We start from the raw sequence: 23940 nt of genomic DNA, 5'->3' as shown, positions 1-23940 counted from the left end.
GACGGTCAGGGGATCTGGGTGCTTTCGCCCGGAGCGAGCAGCCGGAGCCGGTCGCCGAACCCGGCGAACGCCTTCTCCACGGTCTCCCGCCCCTGCGTGAAATGCGCCCAGTGCTCGAAGTGCAGCGGCACCACGTGCCGGGCCCCCAGGATCTCGGCCGCCGCCACGGCGTCGTCGCTGGTCAGCGTCAGGTAGCCGTCGACCAGCGGCGTGCGCGCCCCGCCCGCGAACAGCAGCGCCACGTCCACGGGGCCGAACCGCCCGGCGATCTCCCGTACGACGTCCAGGGAGGCGTTGTCCCCGCTCACGTAGACGGTCGGCAGCCCTTCGCCTTCAAGCACGAACCCGGTCACCTCGCCCACCAGGTGCTCGATCCCGTCGGGCCCGTGCTGGGCGGGGACGCCGGTCACCCGCAGCCCGTCGCCCACCGTGACGGACGTCCAGTTGGGCAGCGCCCGCACGGAAGCCCCCAGCCGTCCGGCCGCCGAACCGGTGGAGAGCACCAGCGGAACGGACGCCAGGTAGTCCCGCCCGGCCCTGTCGAGGTTGTCCGGGTGCTGGTCGTGGGAGAGCAGCACCGCGTCCACGGCCCCGAGCTCGGCCGCGCCGAAGGCGGGCCCCGCGGTCTTCGTGAGCGCCCTGTTCCCGATCGGGTAGTCGCCGGGCGCGTCGAACGTGGGGTCGGTCAGCAGGCGCACCCCGCCGATCTCCAGGACCGCCGTCGGCCCTCCGAGGTAACGAATCTCCATGGACGTCAACGACACCGGCCCAGGACGGCTTATTCCGCGGCGAGCCCGTTGATGATCCGCCCGGTCGAGCGGTGGCAGAGCGCGCGGAAGTCGGCCTCGTCCATCCCGATCCGCCCGCTCAGGTACTGCTGGACCAGCCCCTGCGCGCTCGACGTGATCGTCATCGCCGTCTCCAGCGGATCGTCCTGGCGCAGCCGCCCCGTGCGCATGCCCTCCTCCACGAGCTCGGCGACGACGCTGAACGGCGGCCCCTGCCCGTCGCGGAAGTCCTCGGGGAAGCGCCGCGCCCCCGCCCAGGCGTCCAGGATCAGGAACCGGTACAGGTGCGGGCTCCCGAGCGCGAAGTCGAGGAAGTCGTCCAGCGCGGCCGTGCACCGCTCGTCCCACGTCCCCGAAGGAGACCGCTGCCGCCACGCCTCGGCCAGCTCGCGGGCGCTGCGGTCGGCGACCGCGCGCAGCAGGGCGTCCCGGTTGGGGTAGTGGCGGTAGATGGCCATGGCGGTGATGCCCACGGCGTCGCCCACGCGCCGCATACTGACCGCGCCGGCGCCGTCCTCCAGGAGGATCCGCCGCGCGACGGCCACGATGCGCCCGGCCGTGCCCTGGTCGTCCATGTTTACAGCGTAGACGTCACTTCAACCGCAGCCGCCGCATCGTCTTGAGCGTGGTGGCCAGGGTGGCGGCCCACTTCTCGTACGGCAGCCCGAACGGCGGCTCGAACCCCAGCCAGCCCGCCTGCGAGGCCACGGTCTTGGACTCGGTGTAGCGCAGCAGGCCCTCCGAACCGTGCCTCCGGCCCAGCCCGGACGCCTTCATGCCGCCCATGGGGGCGTCGTAGGAGGCGTAGGCCGAGGCGTACCCCTCGTTGATGTTGACCGTGCCGGCCCTGACGCGGGCGGCGAGCGCGCGGCCGCGCGGGAGGCTGGAGGTCCAGATGGAGGCGTTCAGGCCGTAGATGGTGTCGTTGGCCAGCTCGACCACCTCGTCCTCGGAGGTGAACGGGTAGAGCGCGACCACCGGCCCGAACGTCTCGTTGCGGCACAGCTCCATGTCCTCGGTGACGCCGGTGAGCACGGTCGGCTCGTAGAACAGCGGGCCCAGGTCGGGCCTGGCCCTGCCGCCGGTCAGCAGCCGCGCGCCCTTGGCCACGGCGTCGTCCACGTGCGTGCTGACCGTGTCGAGCTGGCGCCGCGAGGTGAGCGAGCCCATCTGCACCGACCAGTCGTGGCCCGCGCCCAGCTTCATGCCCCGGACCTGCTCGACGAAGCGCTCGGCGAAGGCGTCGAACACGGACGCGTGCACGTACAGGCGCTCGATCGACAGGCAGAGCTGCCCGGCGTTCGTGAAGCAGGCCCGGATGGCGCCCTGGACGGCCACGTCGAGGTCGGCGTCGTCGAGCACCACCATGGGGTTCTTGCCGCCGAGCTCCAGCGAGCAGCCGATGAGCCGCTTGGCCGCCTCCTCGGCGATCTTCCTGCCGCCGCGCGTCGATCCCGTGAACGCCACGTAGTCGGCGTCGTCCAGCAGCGCGTCGCCGATCTCGGCCGGCTCGCCGAGCACGACCTGCCAGATCTCGCGCGGCATGCCCAGCTCGGCCAGCAGGTCGATGGTCCACAGCGTGGACTGGGCGGTCTGCGTGTCCGGCTTGTGCACGATCGCGTTGCCGGCCAGCAGCGCGGGCACCGCGTCGGTGACGCCCAGCGCGAGCGGGTAGTTCCACGGGGAGATCAGCGCGACCACGCCCTTGGGCCGGCGCAGCTCCACGACGCGGGTGGCGCCGGGGAAGACGCCCTTGCGGGCGCGCGGCGCGAGCAGGCCGGGCGCCCGGCGGGCGTAGTGGAGGGCGCAGCCAGCGACGTCGAGCACCTCCTCGAAGGCGTGCTTGCGGGCCTTGCCCGTCTCGTTCTGGACGATGTCGAGGATCTCGGCGCGCCGGTCGAGGATCGCGTCGTGCAGCCGCAGGAACGGTATGGCCCGCTCCGCCACGGGCCTGCGCGCCCACTCGGCCTGGGCGGCCCGGGCCTTCTCGTACGCCCTGCGGACGTCATCGACGTCCGAGACGGGCAGCTCAGCGAGGGTTTCGCCGGTGAAGGGGGCGATGATGTGCCGTGTCCTACCGCTGGACGTCACGTGCATGCCAGAAGGATATTCCGCCTGGCTACCCACGGGTAGTTTTTGCGGATTCGCGCCGTAGCGACAGAATCCCTACATGGCAACCTTCGCTCCGCTACGCCCCGGAGATCCACAGCGGCTGGGGGGCCTGGATCTCCTCGGCCGGCTCGGCGAGGGCGGTCAGGGCGTCGTCTATCTCGCCAAAGGCCACAACGACTCCCGCGTGGCGGTCAAGTGGCTGCGCCCCGACCTGTCGGGCGACCAGGTGAGCACCGAGAGGTTCATGCGCGAGGTCCAGGTGGCCCAGCAGGTGGCGCCGTTCTGCACCGCCGCCGTCCTCGGCACCGGGGTCGAGCAGGATCGGCCGTACATCGTCAGCGAGTTCATCGAGGGCCCCTCGCTGCACCGGGTCGTGCAGGAGGACGGGCCGCGCACGGGCACGGTCCTGCACCGCCTGGCCATCGGCACCGCCACCGCGCTGGCCGCCATCCACCAGGCCGGCATCGTCCACCGCGACTTCAAGCCGGCCAACGTGATCATCGGCGCCGACGGGCCCCGGGTGATCGACTTCGGCATCGCCAGGGCGCTGAACGCCACCTCGACGATCAGCAGCATGGTCGTGGGCACGCCGGCGTACATGTCGCCCGAGCAGATCATGGGGCACACGGTCGGCCCGGCCGCCGACATGTTCTCGTGGGCGAGCGCGATGGTCTTCGCCGCCTCCGGGCAGGCGCCGTTCGGCAGCGACACGATGCCCGCGGTGATCAACCGCGTCCTCAACCAGCATCCCGACCTGGGCATGCTCGACGGGCAGCTGCGTGACGTGGTGGCCGCGTGCCTGTCCAAGGACCCGGCGCAGCGGCCGAGCGCCGAGCAGGTCATCATGCAGCTGCTGCGGCACCCGGCGCCGGGCGCCGCGCCGCAGCCTCCGGCCGGTTCCGGCATCCTCGCGCAGGCCGCCGCCGAGGCCGCCCCCGCGCCGTCATCACCCTTCGCGTCGCCGTCGGGACCGCCCGGCCCGCACTCGGGTCCGCACTCGGGTCCGCACCCCGGGCCGCACTCCGGGCCGCACTCGGGGCCGCCGTCAGGGCCCCTGTCCGGGCCGCTGCCGGGCCCGCCGCCGGGCCCCGTCCCGTACCCGGGGCACGGCGCGCACTCCGGTCCCGTCCCGCCCACCGGCTCCGTCGCCCCGTCCCCCCAGCCGCCGTGGCAGCCTCCCGGGCCCTCCTACGGCCAGCCCACGCACCCGAGCTGGGCCGAGCAGCGGCCGTCGAAGAAGAGCAGGGCGCCGCTGGTCGCCGGCATCACGGTGGCGGTCGCGCTGCTGATCCTCGCCGGTGTGGTCGTGTACGTCCAGACCGACAAGTCCTCCACGCTGGCCGGCCCGGCCAACACCCCGGCGGCGAGCTCGACGAAGACCAGGGCGACCGCCAACCCGTCGCCCACCGGGCAGGCCGTGCCGAGGCCGGGCGTCAAGAAGGCGCTGCCCGGCGCGAACATCTCGCTCTACGAGGACCCGGGCGACGCGATCGTGCTGACCTCGTACGAGATCTACGACAAGAAGAAGGACGACTGGATCGACTACGCCAGGGGGTCGCTGCGCGGCTCGTTCACGAAGTACGCCGCCAACTGGGAGTCGAGGACCTCCCCCGACGGCCGCTACCTCGCCGAGAGGGGCAGGAGCTACAGCTCCGACGACTTCGACTTCATCGTCCTCACCGACCGGCGGACGGGCGACCGTTCCACGATCAGGACCGTCAAGGAGCCGCTGATCAGCAGCATCAGGGCGTGGTCGAGGGACGGCTCGAAGATCCTGCTCAACATCGAGCGCAAGGTCGGCAGCAAGTGGCTCTACCTGGGCTTCGTCATCGTGGACGTGGCCGCCAAGAAGGCCACCCAGGTCGACGTCAGCGACACCTCCGTGCGCCAGACGGCCTTCGGCTTCGACGGCACCGAGGACGGCGCGGTGAACGTCTACGGCGACGAGAAGAACCGCAGCCTGCGCTTCTTCAACGCCCTGGGCAAGGCCACGAGCTCGGCGAGCCAGATCGGCACGCTGTCCGCCGGCACGCAGGACATCTTCTCGCCCTCCGGCAAGACGTTCGTCACGAACTGCCCCAACGGCGGCGACGGCGACCACTGCATCTGGGACACCCGGTCGGGCGAGCGCCTGCGCAAGTTCTCCTCCCAGTGCGACAAGGTCCTCGGCTTCTACGACGAGAGCCATCTCTACTGCTGGGAGCAGGACAACGGCGCCAACGACGAGATCCAGGTGGTCGACTTCACCGGGAAACTCGTGCGCAAGCTGCTCGAGGTGCCCGACGACATCGACTTCAGCCCGGTCTTCACCGTCAACCCGAACAGGGGCTCCTGAACCATCCGCCCGGGGCAGCCGTCATGAGGGCATGAAGACGCTGATCCGCACGGCCGCGACCGTCGCGGCGCTCGCGACGGCCGCGGTCGCCTGCACCTCCACGACCGCGGGCGCGCCGCCGAAGCCCAGGACGAGTTCGCTCGGCGCGATCCGCCTGGTGGCCTACACCGGCTGCGACGACCTGCTGTCCGGGTTGCGCGAGCACGCCGCCCAGCGCGTCACCCCGTACGGGTTCGACAACGTGATGCCCCTGGCGTACATGGAGGACTCCGCCCGCTCGGTCACCCCGAACGCCAAGACGAGCACCCCCGAGCACTCCACGACGAACGTGCACGAGGCCGGGGTGGACGAGCCCGACGTGGTCAAGACCGACGGCGACCGGGTCATCACCGTCAAGGACGGCGTCCTGCGGATCATCGACACCGCCACCAGGAAGGTCACCGGCTCGCTCAAGCTGACGGAGGGCGAGAACGGGCCCGGCGTGCCCGCCGACCTGCTGGTCTCGGGCGACCGCGCGCTGGTGCTGATGCGCGGCGGCGACATCATGTACAAGCGGATGGCCGGCTTCGCCCCTCAGGGCGACACCAGGTACGTGCTGGTCGACCTGTCGGGCCGGCCGAAGGTGCTGAGCACGATCAAGCCGCAGGGCTCGTACGTGGACGCCAGGATGGTCGGCTCCACGGTCAGGCTGGTCACCCGCAGCCAGCCGGACATCGCCTTCCCCGAGTTCAAGGAGGACGTCTCCGAGGCCGAGCGCGTCCAGCGCAACCAGGCCGCGGTCCGGCAGGCCCCGGCGGACGCCTGGCTCCCCAAGATCGAGATCACCGACGCGTCCGGCACCGTCAAGAAGGACTCGGTGAAGTGCGAGCGGGTCAGCCACCCGGCCGACTACACCGGCACCTCGCTGCTGACCGTGCACACCATCGACCTGGCACAGGGCGTGACCGCCGCGGGCACCGACCCGATCAGCCTGGCGGCCGACGGCGACATCGTGTACGGCACAGGCAGCAGCCTCTACGTGGCCAGCAACCCGCGCTGGTGGATGCCGGTGGTGATCAGCGAACCGGCGGTGGAGAGCCCGGCGACCACCCCGTCCTCCGGAGAGGCCGCCCCGGCCGTGGAGCCCACGCCCACGAGCCCCCCGCTGTCGGACACCCCGGCGCCCAGCCCCGAGCCGACGATCCCGCCCGAGGAGACCGAGGTCCACCGGTTCGACATCGGCTCGCCCGGCGCGCCCTCCTACGTGGCCTCGGGCAAGGTCCCCGGCCGGCTGCTGAACCAGTACTCGCTGTCGGAGTACGACGGCCACCTGCGCGTCGCCACCACGCTCACCTCCCCGGACGGCAAGAACAGCTCCAGCGCCGTCTACGTGCTCAAGGCCGACACCATGGCCAGGACCGGCGAGGTCGGCGGCCTGGGCGAGGGCGAGCGGATCTACTCGGTCAGGTTCATCGGCCCGGTCGGCTACTGCGTCACGTTCAGGCAGGTCGACCCGCTCTACACGCTCGACCTGCGCGACGCGGCGGCGCCCAAGGTGACGGGCGAGCTGAAGATCACCGGCTACTCCGCGTACCTGCACCCCGGCGCCGAGGGCCGGCTGATCGGCATCGGCCAGGAGGCCAGCGAGAAGGGCAGGACGCTGGGCACGCAGGTCTCGCTGTTCGACGTGAGCGATCCGGCCGCTCCGCGCAGGCTGTCGCAGCTGTTCCAGAAGGACTCGGGCTCGGCGGCCGAGTGGGACCCGCACGCGTTCCTGTACTGGCCCAAGACCGGCCTGGCGGTGATCCCGCTGACCCAGCAGACCGAGTCGGGCGGGCTCGTCCTGAAGATCGACGACTCGGGCGTGACGAAGCTGGGCATGATCAAGCACCCGGGCAAGGACGAGTATCAGGCCGGGATCGAGCGGGCGCTGGTCATCGGCGACTCGATCTGGACGCTCTCGTACGACGGCATCCAGGTCAACGATGCCGCCACGCTGGCACAGCAGGCGTGGATCCCGCTCCGCTGACCCCCAAACCTGCTGATTTCGTATGAAATTGGCACCCTTCTCCTAATGGACAGATGCCCGATAGCTGATGAAAACTTTACTAACCATGTAATGTCGGACTCAGCGGATTTGTCATGACATGGGTCTCCTGGGTCCGCGACACAGGAAGGGCTCACGCCGATGCGAACATCCACCCCCCTGCTCGCATTGCTCGTCAGCGCCGTGGCGTTAGCCATGGCGCCGCCGCCCGCCGCCGCCGCGCAAGACGCCCAGGCGGCGGAAGGGACGTACATCGTCGAACTCAAGCCGACCATGCGGGCAGGGCTCCGCAGCGCGGCCCAGGACCAGGTGTCCCAGGCCGGCGGCCAGCTCGTCGGCGTGTACGAGCACGCGTTCAAGGGCTACACCGCCCGCCTGAGCGCGAGCGCGGCCGAGCAGCTCAAGCGGAACCCGAACGTCCTCAGCGTCGAGCCCGACGCCGAGGTGACCGCCTTCGCGCAGACCACGCCCACCGGCGTACGGCGCATCTTCGGCCCCAGCAACCCGAACCTGGACATCGACGGCACCGACGACGTGCGCATCAACACGGACGTCGCCGTCATCGACACCGGCGTCGACTACACCCACCCCGACCTGAACGTGGTCGCGCGCGCCAACTGCGTGTCCGGTGTCTGCACGAACAACGCCGGCGTCGACGACAACGGCCACGGCTCGCACGTCGCGGGCATCGTCGGCGCGATCGACAACTCCATCGGCTCGGTCGGCGTCGCTCCCGGCGCCCGCATCCACGCCGTGAAGGTGCTCAACTCCGCCGGCTCCGGCACCCTGTCCGCGATCGCCGCCGGCATCGACTGGGTGGTGGCCCGCGCCTCCACCATCGAGGTCATCAACCTGAGCCTGGGCTGCAGCGGCTGCACCAGCAGCGCGATCAGCAACGCGATCACCAATGCCGTCAACGCCGGCATCGTGGTCGTGGTGGCCGCGGGCAACAGCCACGCGAACACGTCCTCGTTCTTCCCCGCCAACCACCCCGACGTGGTCACCGTCTCGGCGCTGACCGACAACGACGGCCTGGCCGGCGGCGCGGGCGGCAGCAGGCTCTCGTGCCGCAGCGAGACCGACCAGGACGACACCTCGGCGTTCTACTCCAACTACGGCTCCACCGTCGAGATCACCGCCCCCGGCACCTGCATCTACTCGACGTGGATGAACGGCGGCTACAACACGATCAGCGGCACCTCGATGGCCAGCCCCCACGTGGCGGGCGCGGCCGGCATCCTCACCGCGGGCACCCGCAAGCCGACGACCAGGGCGGGCTCGCTGGCCGTACGGACCAAGCTGATCTCCACCGGTAACTCCAACTGGACCGACGACTCCGGCGACGGCGTCAAGGAGCCCCTGCTCGACGTGCACGACGCCACGCAGTACTGACAGACCACCCTGGATAGGGGCGGTACGCGGATCCCGCAGCGCCGCGTGCCGCCCCCTCCCTTGACGACCCTTACTGGGCCTCGGCCAGCTCGCGGGCGATGTCCAGGTGGCCGGCGTGGCGCATGTACTCCTCCAGGACGTGGAACATGATCCACGCCAGCGTCGGCGGCTCCTTGGGCGGCTGGAACCGGCCGATCCGCGAGGCCACGTCGGACAGGCTCGCCCCCGCCACCGCCTGCCTGGACCGCTCGCACTGCGCCAGGTAGAAGTCCTTGATCTCCTCGAACGACTCGGCCGCCACGAACACGTCGTCCTCGTCGCGGTCGCTCCACGGGTCCTCGACCTGCTCGCCCGCGAAGTCCCAGACGAACCAGCGCCGCTCCATGTACGCCAGGTGCTTGAGCATCGCCACGGGCGTCCACCCGCTCGGCACCCGGCTCACCTCGGGCTCGGGAAACCCGTCCAGCTTGCGCAGGATCTCCTCGCGATAGTGGTCGAGGTAGCCCTCCAGCAGCACGCGGGGGTCGGACGACTGCTTGGAAGGTTCACTCATGACTGCTCCGGGGCGACGACGGGGACGATCTCCGGCGCGCCGAGCCTGATCGCGTCGGCCTCCTGGTCGGAGACCTGCTCCTGCGAGCGGCGCTCGGCCTCGACACGCTTCGTGTAGTATTCCACCTCCCTTTTCACCTGCTCGCTGTCCCAGCCGAGCGGCCCGGCCATCAGCTCGGCGGCCTCCTGCGCCACGGCCAGGCCGCGGTGGAAGGTCTCGATCGAGATGCGCGTACGCCGGGTCAGCACGTCGTTGAGATGCCTGGCCCCCTCGTGGGTGGCGGCGTAGACGATCTCGGCGCGCAGATAGTCGTCGGCCCCCGCCAGCGGCCTGCCCAGTGACGGCTCGCGCTCGACCAGCTCCAGCACCTCGTCGATCATCGAGCCGTGGCGCTGCAGCAGGTGCTCGATCCTGGCCACGTGCAGCCCCGAGGTGTGGGCGATGCGGTGCCTGGAGTTCCACAGCGCCTGGAAGCCCTCGGCGCCCGCGAGCGGGATGCGGTCGGTGCACGAGCGCGGCACCCGCTGGTCGAGCCCGTGCGCCACCGCGTCCACCGCGTCCTTGGCCATGACCCGGTAGGTCGTGTACTTGCCGCCCGCGATCATGACCAGGCCCGGCACCGGGTGCGCCACCACGTGCTCCCTGGACAGCTTGGAGGTCTCCTCCGACTCCCCCGACAGCAGCGGGCGCAGCCCCGCGTAGACGCCTTCGACGTCGTCGTGGTTCAGGGGCACGGACAGGACGGAGTTCACGTGGTCGAGCAGGTAGTCGATGTCCGCGCGGGAGGCGGCGGGGTGGCTCTTGTCGAGCGTCCACTCGGTGTCGGTGGTGCCGATGATCCAGTGGCGGCCCCAGGGGATCACGAAGAGCACGGACTTCTCCGTGCGCAGGATGATCCCGGTCAGCGAGTGGATGCGGTCCCGCGGGACCACGAGGTGGATGCCCTTGGACGCGCGTACGTGGATCTGGCCCCGGCCTCCGACCAGCTCCTGGATGTCGTCGGTCCAGACGCCGGTGGCGTTCACCACCTGCTGGGCGCGTACGTCCAGCTCGTCGCCCAGCTCCAGGTCGCGCACGCGTACGCCGGTGACCCGCTCGCCCTCCCGCAGGAACCCCAGCACCTGCGCCCGCGGCGCGATCTGCGCGCCGTAGGTGGCGGCGGTGCGTAGCAGGCTCACCACGTAGCGGGCGTCGTCCACCTGCGCGTCCCAGTACTGGACGGCGCCGGTGAGGGCGGACTTCTTGAGCGCCGGGGCCAGCCGCAGCGCCCGCGACCTGGACAGGTGCCGGTGGCCCGGCACGCCGCGGGTGGTCCCGGCCGCGGCGCCGAGCGTGTCGTAGAGCGCCACCCCCGCGCCGACGTAGACCCGCTCCCACACGTAGTGGGTCAGCGGGAAGAGGAACGGCACCGGCTTGACCAGGTGCGGGGCGATCCGCTGGAGCAGCAGCGCCCGCTCCCGCAGGGCCTCGCGCACCAGCTCGAAGTTGAGCTGCTCCAGGTAGCGCAGGCCGCCGTGGATGAGCTTCGAGGAGCGCGAGGAGGTGCCGGAGGCGAAGTCCCTGGCCTCCACCAGGGCCACGTCGAGCCCTCTGGTGGCGGCGTCGAGCGCGATCCCGGCGCCCACGATGCCGCCGCCGACCACGACCACGTCGAAGTCCTGCCCGGCCATGCGCTCCAAGGCCGCGGTCCGCTCCGCCGGCCCGAGTTGAGCCACGCACCTTCCCGGCGTCATATCTCCCCCTGATACGGCTTTGTCGCCTGCGCCTCGATACCTACCCTCAGGGCAGTCAGGCTGTAACGCAGCGACGCGGGGGGTCAGGCGCGGATGACCTTCACGCCCGCCTCCGTCAGCTCCCCGGCCAGCGAGTCGGCGAGCTGGGCGTCGGTGACCAGCGTGTCGATCTGCCCGATCGGGCAGATCCGGGAGAAGGCCCGCTTCCCGATCTTGGAGGAGTCGGCCACCACGACCACGTGCGCGGCCCGGCTGATCAGCAGGTGGTTGACGCTCGCCTCCCCCTCGTGGTGGGCCGACGCGCCGAGCTCGACGTCGAGCGCGTCCACCCCGAGGAACGCCACGTCCAGCGTCACCTGCTCCAGCACCCCGGTGGCCAGCGGCCCGATGAGCTCGTACGACTGCTGCCTGGCCACCCCGCCGGTCACCACGATCTTGACGTGCTGGCGGACGGTCAGCTCGGCCGCGATGTTCAGCGCGTTCGTGACGATCGTGAACCCGCTCTCCAGCGTGGACAGCGTGGCGAGCGTGCGCGCCAGCTCCGAGGTGGTCGTGCCGCCGTTGAGCCCCACCACGGCGCCGGGTGTCACCAGCTCGGCCGCCGCCGCCGCGATGCGCTGCTTCTCGCCGGCGTGCCTGGCCGTCTTGTAGCGCAGCGGCAGGTCGTAGCTCACGCTCTGCGCGACCGCCCCGCCCCGCGTGCGCATCAGCATCTGTTGCTGGGCCAGCTGGTCGAAGTCCCGCCTGATCGTCGCCGTGGAGACGCCGAGCGCCTGGCTGGCCTCCTCCACCGACACTCTGCCCTCCTGGGCCACCAGCTCGAGGATGGCGTTCCAGCGGTCGTACCGGGACACGAGGCCTCCTAGGCGATGGGGACAAGGGCAAGCGTGGCACAAGCAGCCAGGCCAGGGCCACCGGTGTCCATTAATGCACTTTCCTGGTATAAAACCAGCAGAAACAATCAATTGCCGGGGAGGCAAGTGGTGACCACCCACACCGAGGCCGAGATCGCGTCCCAGCCGTCGTGCTGGCGCCGCGCCATCGCGAGCGTTCCCGCCGACGCGCTGCCGCGCCGGGGCGAGCGGGTCGCCGTGGTGGGGTGCGGCACGTCGTGGTTCATCGCGATGGCGTACGCCGCCCTGCGCGAGCGGGCCGGGCACGGCGAGACCGACGCCTTCGCCGCCTCTGAGGCCCCGATCGGGCGCTCGTACGACCGCGTGCTCGCGCTGACGCGTTCCGGCACCACGACCGAGGTGCTGGAGCTGCTGTCCAGGACGACCACGAAGACCACGGCCATCACCGCCGACCCCAACACGCCGATCATGACGGCCGCCGACGAGGTCGTCGTGCTCGACTACGCCGACGAGCAGTCGGTCGTGCAGACCAGGTTCGCGACCACGCAGCTGGCCCTGCTGCGGGCCAGCCTCGGCGAGGACCTCGCCAAGGCCGTCGAGGACGCCGAGGCGGCCGTGGCCGCGCCGCTGCCCGACGAGCTGGTGCGGGCCGAGCAGTTCAGCTTCCTCGGCACCGGCTGGTCGGTCGGCCTGGCGCAGGAGGCGGCGCTGAAGATGCGCGAGGCGTCCCGCTCGTGGACGGAGGCGTACCCGGCGATGGAGTACCGGCACGGCCCGATCAGCATCGCCGCTCCCGGCCGCGTGACGTGGATGCTCGGCACCGCGCCCGAGGGCCTGCGCGCGCAGGTCGAGGAGACCGGCGGGACGTTCTTCGAGACCGCGCTCGACCCCATGGCCGAGCTGATCCGCGCCCAGCGGGTGGCCGTCGCCCGGGCCTTCGCCCAAGGGCTGAACCCGGACGAGCCCATGCACCTCACGCGATCTGTGATCCTTTCTTCATGAGCCTTACTCTTGCCGACGCCAGGATCGTGACCCCCGAAGGGGTCCACGAGGGGTGGCTGACCATCGAAGACGGCCGCATCACGCATGTCGGCCGCGGATCCGCCCCGGGTCAGGGCCTGAGCGTGGGCGGGCGGCACGTCATCCCCGGGTTCGTGGACATCCACAACCACGGGGGCGCGGGCGGCTCGTTCCCGACCGGCGAGCAGGACAAGGCGCGCGAGGCCGTCGAGCTGCACCGCCGCCACGGCACCACCACGACGATGGCCAGCCTGGTCACCGACTCGCTCGACGGGCTGACCAGGGCCGTGGCGGCGCTGGCCGAGCTGTGCGAGCAGGGGCTGCTGGCCGGCCTCCACCTCGAAGGCCCCTACATCGCCAGGGCCCGCTGCGGCGCGCACGACCCGACGCTGCTGCGGGAGCCGTCCCGGCAGGAGCTCGCGGAGCTGATGAAGGCCGGGCGCGGGCACATCCGCATGGTGACCATCGCGGCCGAGCTGCCCGGCGCGCTCGACGTCATCCGCATGGCCGCCGCCGAGGGCGTGATCGCGGCCGTGGGCCACAGCGACGCCGACTACGAGACGACGATCGAGGGCATCGAGGCCGGCGCGAGCGTGGCCACCCATCTCTACAACGCGATGCCGCCGCTGGGCCACCGCGCGCCCGGCCCGGTGGCCGCGCTGCTCGACGACGAGCGGGTGACGGTCGAGCTGATCAACGACGGCGTGCACGTGCATCCGGCCATGCTGCGCCTGGCGTACGAGGTGGCCGGTCCCGGCCGGACGGCGCTGATCACCGACGCGATGTCGGCCACCGGGCTCGGCGACGGCGACTACGTGCTCGGCCCCATGCGGGTGCGGGTGGAGGACGGCGTGGCCAGGCTGGTCGAGGGCGGCTCGATCGCGGGGTCCACGCTGACCATGGACGTGGCGTTCCGGCGCAGCGTCCAGGAGGTCGGGATGTCGCTGCCCGACGCGGTCCAGGTGGCCTCCCTGACGCCCGCGCGGGTGCTGGGCCTGGCGGACAGGCTCGGCTCGATCGCCGTGGGCAAGGCGGCCGACCTGGTGGTGCTGTCCGACTCGCTGGAGGTGGCCGGGGTGATGAAGGACGGCGTCTGGATCACGGAGCCCTGATGATCCTCACCGTGACGCTCAACGCCGCCCTCGACGTGACCTATCAGGTTCCCGACGTCGACTGGGACGGGGTCAACCGGGTCAGCGCGGTGCACCGGCGCGCCGGCGGCAAGGGCGTCAACGTCGCCCGAGTCCTGGCCGCGCTGGGCCAGGACGTGCTGGTCACGGGGCTCGCGGGCGGCCCCACGGGGCGGGCGATCGAGGACGACCTGCGGGCGGCCGGCCTGCCCGCCGCCCTGCACCCCGTCGCCGCCGACTCCCGCACGACGCTGGCCGTCTCGGAGCAGGCGGGCACGCGTACCGCGCTGTTCAACGAGCCCGGCCCGGAGGTCACCCCCGCCGAGCTGGCGGCCTTCGTCCGGCGTTACGAAACGCTCCTCGACGCCGCCGGCGCGGTCGTCCTCTCGGGCAGCCTCCCGCGTGGCGTCCCCGCCGACACCTACGCCACGCTGGCGGCCGTCGCCGCCGGCAAGGGGGTGCCGGCCATCGTCGACGCCGACGGCGACCCGCTCCGCCACGCCCCCAAGGGCCGCCCCTCCGTGGTCAAGCCCAACCGGGAGGAGCTGGCCAGGGCCGTTCCCGGCGGCAGCCCGGCCGAGGGCGCGCAGGCGCTGCGCAGCCAGGGCGCCGGGGCCGTGGTGGTGTCCATGGGCGCCGACGGGCTGCTGGCGGTCACCGGGGAGGGCACCTTCACCGCGCGCATGCCGTACACCGTGCGGGGTAACCCGACGGGGGCGGGCGACTCGCTGGTCGCCGGGCTCGCGCTGGGCCTGGTGGAGTCGGCGTCCTGGCCCGACAGCCTCAGGCGGGCCGCGGCGCTCGGCGCGGCCGCCGTGGCCGCGCCCGTGGCCGGCGACTTCGACCCCGACGTCTACGCCGACATACACCCCCAGATCATCATCACGTAAGGAGCACGCCATGCCCCTCGCCGCCATCGGCGACATCGTCCGCCAGTCGCCCGCCGGGGTGGGTGCCTTCAACGTGATCCAGCTCGAGCACGCCACCGCCATCGTGGCCGGCGCCGAGGCCCTGGGCCTGCCGGTCGTGCTGCAGATCAGCGAGAACTGCGTGCGCTACCACGGCGCGCTGGAGCCCGTCGCGCTGGCCTCGCTGGCGGTGGCCAGGCGGGCCGAGGTGCCGGTCGCGGTCCACCTCGACCACGCCACCGACCGCGCCCTCGTGGAGGAGGCGGTGGCGCTGGGGCTGGGCTCGGTGATGTACGACGCCTCGGCCCTGCCCGACGACGAGAACGTCCGCACGACCGCCGAAGTGGTGGCGTGGTGCCACGAGCGCGGCGTGTGGGTGGAGGCCGAGCTGGGCGAGGTCGGGGGCAAGGACGGCGTGCACGCGCCCGGCGCGCGCACCAAGCCGCACGAGGCGGTCGACTACGTGGCCAGGACCGGGGTCGACGCCCTGGCCGTGGCCGTGGGCACCTCGCACGCCATGACGACCAAGGACGCGGTGCTGGACCTGGAGCTCATCGCCGAGCTGCGGGCCGCGGTGCCGGTGCCGCTGGTGCTGCACGGCTCGTCGGGGGTGCCGGACGACGTGCTGCGCGAGGCCGTGCGGACCGGCATGAAGAAGATCAACATCGCGACCCACCTGAACAAGGCGTTCACCGGCGCGGTGCGCGACTACCTCGCCCACGACGAGCGCGTGGTCGACTCCCGCAAATATCTCAAGGCCGGGCGGGACGCGGTGGCCAGGGAGGTCAGCCACCTCCTGGGCGTCCTCACGGGGTGAGCTGTTTGCGCATCATGACGGCCGAGCGGCCGTCGATGCCCATGCGGCCGGTCTCGACGTAGCCGAGCGACTCGTACAGGGCGATGTTGGCGGCCATCCTGGTGTTGGTGTAGAGGCGCAGCGCGGGCAGCCCCAGCCGGCGCGCCTCCTCCTCGGCGTACGCCATCAGCGCCCGGCCGAGCCCCTTGCCCTGGCGGTCGGGCCGTACGGCGACGTTCTCCACCAGCAGGACGCCGTCCTCGGGGACGAGCACGACGAGCCCGTCGAGCGCGTCGGTGACGTGCACCCGGCCGGCCGCGATGAACGCGCCGTAGTCGGCCTCCATCGGCAGCGGCCGCATGCCGACGACCTCGATCCAGGGCGAGTACGCGTCGTGGACCAGCCGCTCCACGGCCGCCTTGTCGGTGGGCTCCGCCAGTCTCATGAGCCCAATGTTGCCAGCACGCGTTCGACCTGTCGCTCGAAGGTGCCCGGTGGATTGCGCGGATGCTCGTGCGAGAGCAGGAACAGCCAGACGAGCGCGTGCAGCTTGCGGCAGTCGCGCATCCGCCGCTCCTCCGGCGGGCTCAGCTCGAACCGGTGCGCGATCTCCACCTCGCCGTCCACCCACATCGACACGTGCTCGGCCATCTCGGCCAGCTCGAACGCCACGTCGCTGCGCCCCGAGTCCTCGTAGTCGACGATGCGGACGCGGGTGCCGTCCCACAGGAAGTTCGACAGGTTGCCGTCACCGGCCCCGAACGCCGGCGTGACCCCCGACTCGCCCGGCGACCAGCCCCGCAGCCACCGCATGCCCTCCTTGACCGCCCGGTCCGCCAGCGGGTCCCTGGGCTGCCAGCGCGCGCCGCGCCGGCCGGCCCAGTCGGCGAGCGCCTCCAGGTGCCACGGGCGCAGCGGGACGGCCTGGAGCACGTGCGGCGGCACCGCGGTGTGCAGCTCGGTGAGCGCCTCGACCAGGGCCGCCACGTGCGCGGCCGTCGCGAGCAGCCCGCGCAGCGACACCCCGTCGATCCGGGACATCGTCACCACGCCGTCCTCGTAGCCGATCGGCTCCGGGGCCAGGCCGGGGGCGTGCTCGGCCAGCAGGGTCAGCGCGCGCCACTCGCGCTCGGCCGCGCCGGGCTTGCTGTCCATGTAGCGCTTGATGACGACGTCGCCGGCGAAGGCCAGCTCGTGCGTGTGGCGTAGGTCGGCCATGCCCGCATGCTAGGGCACCAACCGCTCAACGGCGCTGGTCACGAGCTTGTGGATCTCCTCCTCGCCGAACACGTCGGGCAGCGTGAGCCGCTCGACGACCAGCCAGTTCATGGCGAGGTAGAGCAGCAACACGCTCGTCGCGTCGCCGGGGAGGCCCGATTCGAGGTGGTTGCGTACGTTCGCGTCCACGTCGGCGCGGATCCGCTCGGTCAGCACGGCCCGCAGCTCCGGCCGCCGGGTGGCCTCCAGGCGCAGCTCCATCAGCGCCAGGTAACCCGACCTGTACGACGCCACGCGATCGACCACCTCGTGCATCAGCGCGACCACCCGGTGGCGGTCGCGCGGCCCGCTCAGGTGGGCGGCGGTCATGGCGGCGTCCGGCTGCAGCAGCTCGTAGATCCGGCCGCCCGCCTGGGTGAACAGCTCGTCGCGGCTGGGGAAGTAGTTGGACGCGGTGCCCGGCGGCACCTCCGCCTGCTTGTCCACCGCCCTGAACGTCAGCCCGCGGGCCCCTTCCCTGGCCAGCACCTCGATCGCGGCATCCACCAGTGCCACCCGCCGGGCGACGTTCTGCCTGACCACGTTGACACCACTCCAACTGTAGTACTACGGTTAAACCACTTCAACCATAGTACTTTATCTGGAGTCATTTTGCGGAAGCTCGTGTATTTCGTCGCCACCTCCATCGACGGCTACATCGCGGGGCCGAACGGCGAGTTCGACTTCTACCCGTGGTCCGACGACATGATGGCCGACGTCAACGCCCGTTATCCCGAGACCGTCCCCACCCACCTGCGCGCCATGATCGGCCTCGACGCGCCCAACCGGCGCTTCGACACGGTGCTCATGGGCCGCGGCACCTACCAGATCGACAAGAGCGTGACCAGCCCGTACGCCCACCTGCGGCAGTACGTCGTGTCCAGCACCATGGAAATCGCGGACCCGGCCGTCGAGCTGGTCACCGCCGACCCGCTCGGCCTGGTGCGCCGGCTCAAGCAGGAGGACGGCCTGGACATCTACCTCTGCGGGGGCGGCAAGCTGGCCGGCGCCCTGCTGCCGGAGATCGACGAGCTGATCGTCAAGTGCTACCCGGTGGTGGCCGGGGCGGGCATCTCGGCGTTCGACGGCGAGTTCCGGCCGACCGTGTTCACGCTGACCGGCTCGAAGGCGTACGGCAACGGGGCGGTGGTCATGACGTACGCCCGCCAGTGATCAGCCGTGCGCGCTCGCGCAGGAAGTCCCGTTCCATCTCGTTGCCCGCCCGCGCGGCCGCGGCCTCGTACGCCGTCGCGGCCTCCTCCTCGCGCCCGAGCCGCCGCAGCAGGTCGGCCCGCACCGCGTGGAACATGTAGTAGTCGTCGGGCCCCTTGAGCAGCCCCAGCGCCACCTCGGGCCCCTCCACCTCGGCCACCGCCACCGCCCGGTGCACCGCCACGACCGGGCCCGGGTCGAACTGCGCCAGCAGGTCGTACAGCCGCACGATCTGCCCCCAGTCGGTGTCCTTCGCGCTCGCCGCGTCGCTGTGCACGGCGTTGATCGCGGCCTGGATCTGGTACGGGCCGGGCTCGTCGCGCCGCAGGCACCGCCGTACGAGCTCCTGGCCCTCCGCGATGAGCTCGCGGTCCCACAGCCCGCGGTCCTGCTCCCCCAGCAGCACCAGCTCGCCCTCCTCGGAGGTACGGGCGGCGCGCCGCGACTCGGTCAGCAGCATCAGCGCCAGCAGCCCCATGACCTCGGGCTCGTCCGGCATGAGCTCGACCAGCAGCCGCCCGAGCCGGACGGCCTCGGCGCACAGGTCCGCGCGGACGGCCGTGTACCCCTCGTTGAAGATCAGGTAGACCACGGCCAGCACCGCGCGCAGGCGCTCGGGCAGATCCGCCTCCGCCGGGATCCGGTACGGGATCCCGGCGGCCCGGATCTTGCTCTTGGCCCGCACCAGCCGCTGCGCCAGCGTCGCCTCGGGCACCAGGAACGCGCGGGCGATCTCGGCCGTCGTCAGCCCGCCGAGCAGCCGCAGCGTGAGAGCCACCCGCGCGTGGACGGCCAGCGCGGGGTGGCAGCACGTGAAGATCAGCCGTAGCCGGTCGTCCTGGACGGGCCCCACGTCCACGGGCTCGTCCTGGGCGTGCAGGAGCGCGGCCTGCGCGTGCTTGCCAGGCCGCGCCGACTCCCTGCGCAACCGGTCGATGGCCCGGTTGCGCGCGGTCGTGATGATCCACCCGGCCGGGCTCGGCGGCACGCCGGCGGACGGCCACTGCCGCACCGCCACGCTGAACGCCTCCTGCACCGCCTCCTCGGCGACGTCGATGTCACCGAAGACCCGTACGAGCACGGCGACGGACCTGCCGTACTCCTCGCGGAACACCCGCTCGACCGCGGTCTCCGGCATGGGCGTCAGCGCTGGATCGGGGCCACCACGACCTCGACGCGCTGGAATTCCTTGATGTCGGAGTAGCCGGTGGAGGCCATGGTCCGCTTGAGCGCGCCCATCAGGTTCATCGAGCCGTCGGCCACGCTCGACGGCCCGTGCAGGATCTGCTCCAGCGTGCCGACCGTCCCGAACTCGACCCGCCGGCCGCGCGGCAGGTCGGGGTGGTGCGCCTCCGAACCCCAGTGGAACCCGTGACCGGGCGCCTCGGCGGCCCTGGCCAGCGGCGAGCCCACCATCACGGCGTCGGCCCCGCAGGCGATGGCCTTGGCGATGTCACCGGAGGTGCCCATGCCGCCGTCGGCGATCACGTGCACGTAGCGCCCGCCGGACTCGTCCATGTAGTCGCGCCGCGCCGCCGCCACGTCGGAGATCGCGGTGGCCATCGGCACGGCCACGCCCAGCACGTTGCGCGTCGTGTGCGAGGCGCCGCCGCCGAAGCCCACCAGCACGCCCGCCGCGCCGGTGCGCATCAGGTGCAGGGCCGCCGTGTACGTGGCGCAGCCGCCCACGATGACCGGCACGTCCAGCTCGTAGATGAACTGCTTGAGGTTGAGCGGCTCGGCCCGGCCCGAGACGTGCTCGGCCGACACGGTGGTGCCGCGGATGACGAAGATGTCGACGCCCGCGTCGATCACGGCCTTGTGGTACTGGACCGTACGCTGCGGCGACAGCCGCACGGCGGTGGTCACGCCGGAGGCCCGGATCTCCTCGATCCGCCGGCCGATCAGGTCCTCCTTGATCGGCGCCGCGTAGATCTCCTGGAGCCGCTTGGTGGCCGCCTCCGCGTCGAGCGCGGCGCACTCCTCCAGCAGCGGCGACGGGTCCTCGTAGCGCGTCCAGAGCCCTTCGAGGTCGAGCGGCGCGAGGCCGCCGAGCCGGCCGATCTCGATCGCGGTCGCCGGGGACACCACGCTGTCCATGGGCGCGACCACTACCGGCAGCTCGAACCGGTAGGCGTCGATCTGCCAGGCGATCGAGACCTCCTCCGGGTCCCGGGTGCGCCGCGAGGGAACCAGGCCGATCTCGTCAAGCGAGTACGCCCGCCGTCCGGCCTTGCCCCGGCCGATCTCCACCTGCTGAGTCATGAACTTACCTTCTGTGATAGTTCGGAGCTTCCACGGTCATCTGGATGTCGTGGGGGTGGCTCTCCTTGAGGCCCGCCGCCGTGATCGGCATGAGCTCGCAGTCGGTGTGCATCTGCTCGATCGTGCGGCAGCCGGCGTACCACATGCCCTGGCGCAGGCCTCCGACGAGCTGGTGCGCGACGGCCGCGACCGGGCCGCGGTAGGGCACCTGACCCTCGATGCCCTCGGGGATGTACTTGTCCTCGCCGCCGACGTCGGCCTGGGCGTAGCGGTCCTTGCTGAAGGAGGTGCCGCCGCGCTCGCGGTTGCGCACCGCGCCGAGCGAGCCCATGCCCCGGTACGACTTGAACTGCTTGCCGTTGATGAAGATCAGCTCACCGGGCGACTCCTCGCAGCCGGCGAGCAGCGAGCCCAGCATGACCGTGTCGGCGCCGGCCGCGATGGCCTTGACGATGTCGCCGGAGTACTGCAGGCCGCCGTCGCCGATGACCGGCACACCCGCGGGAGCGCACGCCTTGGACGCCTCGTAGATGGCCGTGACCTGCGGCGCGCCGACCCCGGCCACCACCCGCGTGGTGCAGATCGAGCCGGGCCCGACGCCCACCTTGACCGCGTCCGCGCCCGCGTCGACCAGCATCTGCGCCCCGGCCCTGGTCGCGATGTTGCCCGCGACGACCTGCACCTTGCTGTTGGCCTTGATCTTGGCGACCATGTCGGCCAGGCCCTTGGAGTGACCGTGGGCCACGTCGATGACCACCACGTCGACGCCGGCCTCGATCAGCGCCTTGGCCCGCAGCTCGGCGTCGCCACCGACGCCGACGGCCGCCCCCACGACCAGCCGGCCGTCGGCGTCCTTGGTGGACAGCGGGTACTGCTCGCTCTTGGTGAAGTCCTTGACCGTGACCAGGCCGCGCAGCCTGCCGTCGGCGTCGACCAGCGGCAGCTTCTCGATCTTGTTCCGCCGGAGCAGGGCGAACGCCTCGTCCCGCGACACCCCGACCGGGGCGGTGACGAGCGGCATCTTGGTCATGACCTCGCGCACGGCACGCGACTGGTCGGTCTCGAAGCGCATGTCGCGGTTGGTCACGATGCCGAGCAGCGTGCCGTCCACGTCCGTCACGGGCACACCCGAGATCCGGTACGTCGCGCAGAGCCGCTCCACGTCGGCCAGCGTGTTGTCGGGGCTGCAGGTCACCGGGTTGGTGACCATGCCGGCCTCGGACCGCTTGACCAGGTCGGCCTGCTGGGCCTGCTCCTCGACCGACAGGTTGCGGTGCAGGATCCCGATGCCGCCCTGGCGGGCCATGGCGACCGCCATGCGGGCCTCGGTGACGGTGTCCATGGCCGCGGAGACCAGCGGGATGGACAGGGTGATGCCGCGGGACAGGCGGGCCCTGGTGTCGGCCTCGCCTGGTTGCAGGTCTGAATAGCCGGGGACCAGCAGCACGTCATCGAAGGTCAATCCGGTTTCGGTGAACTTGGACATGCTGCGGCCCCCTCTTGCCGTGGCTCTGATTGAGCCAAGTCTAGGCCCTGCCTCCAAACTGCGCCGCAGCACCCACACCGGCCACGTCCAGCCCCAACGCTCACCATCGGGGCTCACGACCGCACACTCGGCCCTCAAGCCGCACCCCCGCCCCACCCGAGGGATTGCAGTCGTGCCCCACCCAACCCCAAAAGGCCCTCAGCCGAAGTACGGGGGGATCCTTCGACGGGCCCCGGGGCCGGTGGAAACGGCGATGCCGGGAGCACGATGACCCCCACGGTCCGTCCTACTCCCGGCATCGAAAAGTGCCGAGGCACGGGACGGTCGGTGATCCGTCCCGTGCCTCGGCCACCGGCATCCGGGTCAAGGCGACGCTTGACGCCACCGAACCCCCCTCCGCGTCCTGATGGCCCGCTGTCGCCTCAGCCCTCGCAGGATGCCGACGCTAGGTAAAGCCTGCGTTACTCAACGGAACAACGCAATGTGAAAACGTGCAATTGCACGAAGTTGCACGCCGCGCACCGACCAGTCATCGCAACGGGGGGACACGAGCGTAATGCGGGGTTATCCTCACGGCACGCCCGTGTCCCCCCAACGGAGCCGCCCATAATGCGCAACGAGCCCCGTACCATGCCTGATCCTTTCGAGACGCTGGGCCTCGACCCGACGCAGACCGCGCTCTACACCGCGGTGCTGCGCCTGCACCGCGCGACCCGCACCGATCTCGCGCAGGCCATGGACGGTCCCGTCGAGAAGGTCGGCCGGCAGCTCGACGACCTCGTCAAGCTGGGCGTGATCGACGAGCAGTCGGGGGAGTACCTGGCCAGGCATCCGGCGGCGGCCCTCGGCAGGGTGATCGCCGATCGGCTCGACCGGCTGGCGGAGGAGAGCCGCAGGATCGACTCGGCGCTCGGCTCGATCCGGTCACTGATCCGCGACTACGACGTCGGCCGCGACTACCAGAGCGGCACGTTCACGGTGGAGATGGTGAACGGGGCCGACGTGATGTACGAGAGCGTGGTCGGCATAGCCGTGCAGTCCCCGCCGATGGAATTATTGACCGCTGTTCCCGACGAACGCACGATGATCGATTTCGCGCGCAAATTTGCGGAACTATGGATTGACGCGCAAGAACGAAAACTTCTCACGGTTCACGCGATCATCCCGGTTTCGACCCTGGCTCTGCCGGGCGTACGCGACCAGCTCACCCGGGTGCTGGAGACCGGCGGCAAGGTACGCACGCTGGACCGGGTGCCGAGCTGGTTCATGACCGCGGGGCCCGAGGTCGCGGGCCTGCCTCCGTACTGGGGTGGCAACCTGCCCGACCACGCGTACAACTTCTATCTGATCCGCACGCCGATCGTCGTGGGCATGCTCCGCACGCTGTTCAGGGAGCTGTGGGCCAGGGCCGTGCCCCTGCCGTGGGGCCGGCGGGGCGACGGCATGGTCCAGGTCCTCCGCCTGGCCGCCCAGGGCATGTGTGACGACTCCATAGCCCGCCAGCTGGGCGTGTCGGTGCGAACGGTCCGGGCGAGGTTCGCGGACGCCATGTCCGAGCTGGGCGCCCAGTCGCGTTTCCACGCGGGCGTGGAGGCGGCCAGGCGCGGATGGCTGAGGTAATGTCCACCGCTCGGGCCGCTTCGGTCATATGGTGGGAAGGTGCTGGAAGACGTCCCCCGCGACCCGTTCGCGGACGACCCGAACGACCCTTCCTCGGCGATGGGCGCCCTCGACGACGCCGAGCCACTCACCGCGGCCGAACGTGACGAGGCCATCACGGACCTCGCCGACGTCGAGGTCTTCCGCTCCCTGCTCGAACCGCAGGGGGTGCTGGGCCTCGTACTCGACTGCCCTGAATGCGGCGAGCAGCACTTCTTCGACTGGGAGCTGCTGCGCGGCAACCTACGGCAAATGATCGAGAAAGGCCAGCCGCAGGTCCACGAGCCGGCCTTTCACCCGGACCCCGCCGACTACGTCAGCTGGGAGTACGCCAGAGGCTACGTCGACGGCGTCATCGACACGGAGGAACGCCGCTGACCGACATCATCGAGCAGCACGGCCAGCAACCGCACG

Annotated in this window: 22 protein-coding genes; 10 read left to right on the top strand and 12 right to left on the bottom strand. The window is 71.3% G+C overall.

From position 1 onward, the window contains the following. Positions 1 to 5: 5 nt before the first annotated feature. From HD596_RS19105 to HD596_RS19095, 3 genes are read right to left on the bottom strand one after another with little or no spacing between them, the layout of a single operon-like run. Positions 6 to 749 (bottom strand): MBL fold metallo-hydrolase, encoded by a 744-nt coding sequence (locus HD596_RS19105; RefSeq protein WP_185070716.1) that lies wholly within the window; start codon positions 747 to 749, stop codon positions 6 to 8. A 29-nt stretch (positions 750 to 778) separates the two neighbouring features. After that, the gene (locus HD596_RS19100) at positions 779 to 1363 is read right to left on the bottom strand and encodes a TetR/AcrR family transcriptional regulator (protein WP_185070715.1); all 585 of its coding nucleotides are present in this window, start codon (positions 1361 to 1363) and stop codon (positions 779 to 781) included. 16 nt (positions 1364 to 1379) lie between these two features. Next, entirely contained in the window at positions 1380 to 2885 is a 1506-nt protein-coding gene (locus HD596_RS19095) for a succinic semialdehyde dehydrogenase (protein ID WP_185070714.1), read from the bottom strand. Between the two features lie 73 nt (positions 2886 to 2958). Between HD596_RS19095 and HD596_RS19090 the strand changes: the two genes are divergently transcribed. From HD596_RS19090 to HD596_RS19080, 3 genes are all read left to right on the top strand, one after another. Beyond that, positions 2959 to 5235, top strand: coding sequence for a WD40 repeat domain-containing serine/threonine protein kinase (locus HD596_RS19090; protein ID WP_185070713.1), 2277 nt, complete (start codon positions 2959 to 2961; stop codon positions 5233 to 5235). A 31-nt stretch (positions 5236 to 5266) separates the two neighbouring features. After that, entirely contained in the window at positions 5267 to 7243 is a 1977-nt protein-coding gene (locus tag HD596_RS19085; RefSeq protein WP_185070712.1) for a beta-propeller domain-containing protein, read from the top strand. A gap of 159 nt (positions 7244 to 7402) precedes the next feature. Further along, entirely contained in the window at positions 7403 to 8653 is a 1251-nt protein-coding gene (locus tag HD596_RS19080; RefSeq protein ID WP_221519396.1) for a S8 family peptidase, read from the top strand. 70 nt (positions 8654 to 8723) lie between these two features. Here the strand turns inward: HD596_RS19080 and HD596_RS19075 are convergent, their stop codons facing one another. The 3 genes from HD596_RS19075 to HD596_RS19065 all read right to left on the bottom strand — a co-directional run bounded on the left by HD596_RS19075 (position 8724) and on the right by HD596_RS19065 (position 11793). Then, positions 8724 to 9206 (bottom strand): DinB family protein, encoded by a 483-nt coding sequence (locus HD596_RS19075; protein WP_185070711.1) that lies wholly within the window; start codon positions 9204 to 9206, stop codon positions 8724 to 8726. Beyond that, positions 9203 to 10876, bottom strand: coding sequence for a glycerol-3-phosphate dehydrogenase/oxidase (locus HD596_RS19070; protein ID WP_376776148.1), 1674 nt, complete (start codon positions 10874 to 10876; stop codon positions 9203 to 9205). The genes HD596_RS19075 and HD596_RS19070 overlap by 4 nt, the downstream gene beginning before the upstream one ends. A 146-nt stretch (positions 10877 to 11022) precedes the next feature. Further along, positions 11023 to 11793, bottom strand: a complete 771-nt coding sequence (locus HD596_RS19065) for a DeoR/GlpR family DNA-binding transcription regulator (RefSeq protein ID WP_185070709.1) — start codon at positions 11791 to 11793, stop codon at positions 11023 to 11025. A 129-nt stretch (positions 11794 to 11922) separates the two neighbouring features. On the opposite strand from HD596_RS19065, the gene HD596_RS19060 reads away from it, so the two are divergent. The 4 genes from HD596_RS19060 to HD596_RS19045 are packed head-to-tail and all read left to right on the top strand — an operon-like array spanning position 11923 to position 15668. Further along, positions 11923 to 12795: an SIS domain-containing protein gene (locus tag HD596_RS19060; protein WP_185070708.1), complete on the top strand. Its 873-nt coding sequence runs from the start codon at positions 11923 to 11925 to the stop codon at positions 12793 to 12795. Beyond that, positions 12792 to 13925, top strand: a complete 1134-nt coding sequence (nagA, locus tag HD596_RS19055; RefSeq protein WP_185070707.1) for an N-acetylglucosamine-6-phosphate deacetylase — start codon at positions 12792 to 12794, stop codon at positions 13923 to 13925. Before HD596_RS19060 ends, nagA begins: the two co-directional genes overlap by 4 nt. Beyond that, positions 13925 to 14833 carry a 1-phosphofructokinase family hexose kinase gene (locus HD596_RS19050; protein ID WP_185070706.1) on the top strand — a complete coding sequence of 303 codons (909 nt, stop codon included), beginning with the start codon at positions 13925 to 13927 and terminating at the stop codon, positions 14831 to 14833. The genes nagA and HD596_RS19050 overlap by 1 nt, the downstream gene beginning before the upstream one ends. 10 nt (positions 14834 to 14843) lie before the next feature. After that, the gene (locus tag HD596_RS19045) at positions 14844 to 15668 is read left to right on the top strand and encodes a class II fructose-bisphosphate aldolase (protein ID WP_185070705.1); all 825 of its coding nucleotides are present in this window, start codon (positions 14844 to 14846) and stop codon (positions 15666 to 15668) included. On the opposite strand, the gene HD596_RS19040 is transcribed toward HD596_RS19045, so the two are convergent. From HD596_RS19040 to HD596_RS19030, 3 genes are read right to left on the bottom strand one after another with little or no spacing between them, the layout of a single operon-like run. Continuing rightward, on the bottom strand, positions 15658 to 16092 hold the full coding sequence (locus tag HD596_RS19040) for a GNAT family N-acetyltransferase (protein WP_185070704.1): 435 nt from the start codon (positions 16090 to 16092) through the stop codon (positions 15658 to 15660). The two genes, HD596_RS19045 and HD596_RS19040, sit on opposite strands and share 11 nt — an antisense overlap. Then, on the bottom strand, positions 16089 to 16865 hold the full coding sequence (locus tag HD596_RS19035) for a phosphotransferase family protein (protein ID WP_185070703.1): 777 nt from the start codon (positions 16863 to 16865) through the stop codon (positions 16089 to 16091). Before HD596_RS19035 ends, HD596_RS19040 begins: the two co-directional genes overlap by 4 nt. Positions 16866 to 16874: 9 nt before the next feature. After that, positions 16875 to 17447: a TetR/AcrR family transcriptional regulator gene (locus HD596_RS19030; RefSeq protein WP_185070702.1), complete on the bottom strand. Its 573-nt coding sequence runs from the start codon at positions 17445 to 17447 to the stop codon at positions 16875 to 16877. A gap of 69 nt (positions 17448 to 17516) precedes the next feature. Between HD596_RS19030 and HD596_RS19025 the strand changes: the two genes are divergently transcribed. After that, a complete protein-coding gene (locus HD596_RS19025; RefSeq protein ID WP_185070701.1) occupies positions 17517 to 18077 on the top strand; it encodes a dihydrofolate reductase family protein in 561 nt (186 codons plus the stop codon). Here HD596_RS19025 and HD596_RS19020 read toward each other — a convergent pair. Genes HD596_RS19020 through guaB form a run of 3 tightly spaced genes read right to left on the bottom strand, consistent with a single transcriptional unit; the run spans position 18055 to position 21867 of the window. Then, entirely contained in the window at positions 18055 to 19254 is a 1200-nt protein-coding gene (locus HD596_RS19020) for an RNA polymerase sigma factor (protein ID WP_185070699.1), read from the bottom strand. The genes HD596_RS19025 and HD596_RS19020 overlap by 23 nt on opposite strands. 5 nt (positions 19255 to 19259) lie before the next feature. Further along, complete coding sequence (locus HD596_RS19015) at positions 19260 to 20381, bottom strand: GuaB3 family IMP dehydrogenase-related protein (RefSeq protein WP_185070697.1); 1122 nt, start codon at positions 20379 to 20381, stop codon at positions 19260 to 19262. Between the two features lie 4 nt (positions 20382 to 20385). Continuing rightward, on the bottom strand, positions 20386 to 21867 hold the full coding sequence (guaB, locus tag HD596_RS19010; RefSeq protein ID WP_185070695.1) for an IMP dehydrogenase: 1482 nt from the start codon (positions 21865 to 21867) through the stop codon (positions 20386 to 20388). A 630-nt stretch (positions 21868 to 22497) separates the two neighbouring features. Between guaB and HD596_RS19005 the strand changes: the two genes are divergently transcribed. Beyond that, positions 22498 to 23487 carry a helix-turn-helix transcriptional regulator gene (locus HD596_RS19005; RefSeq protein ID WP_246554571.1) on the top strand — a complete coding sequence of 330 codons (990 nt, stop codon included), beginning with the start codon at positions 22498 to 22500 and terminating at the stop codon, positions 23485 to 23487. Between the two features lie 39 nt (positions 23488 to 23526). Continuing rightward, positions 23527 to 23904, top strand: a complete 378-nt coding sequence (locus HD596_RS19000; RefSeq protein ID WP_090930411.1) for a DUF5319 domain-containing protein — start codon at positions 23527 to 23529, stop codon at positions 23902 to 23904. The last annotated feature ends 36 nt before the right edge of the window (positions 23905 to 23940 follow it).

The sequence above is a fragment of the Nonomuraea jabiensis genome (genome assembly GCF_014204795.1).
Lineage (GTDB): Bacteria > Actinomycetota > Actinomycetes > Streptosporangiales > Streptosporangiaceae > Nonomuraea > Nonomuraea jabiensis.
The sequence above is the reverse complement of the archived record's forward strand: the minus strand, read 5'-3'. Positions and strand labels throughout refer to the sequence as shown.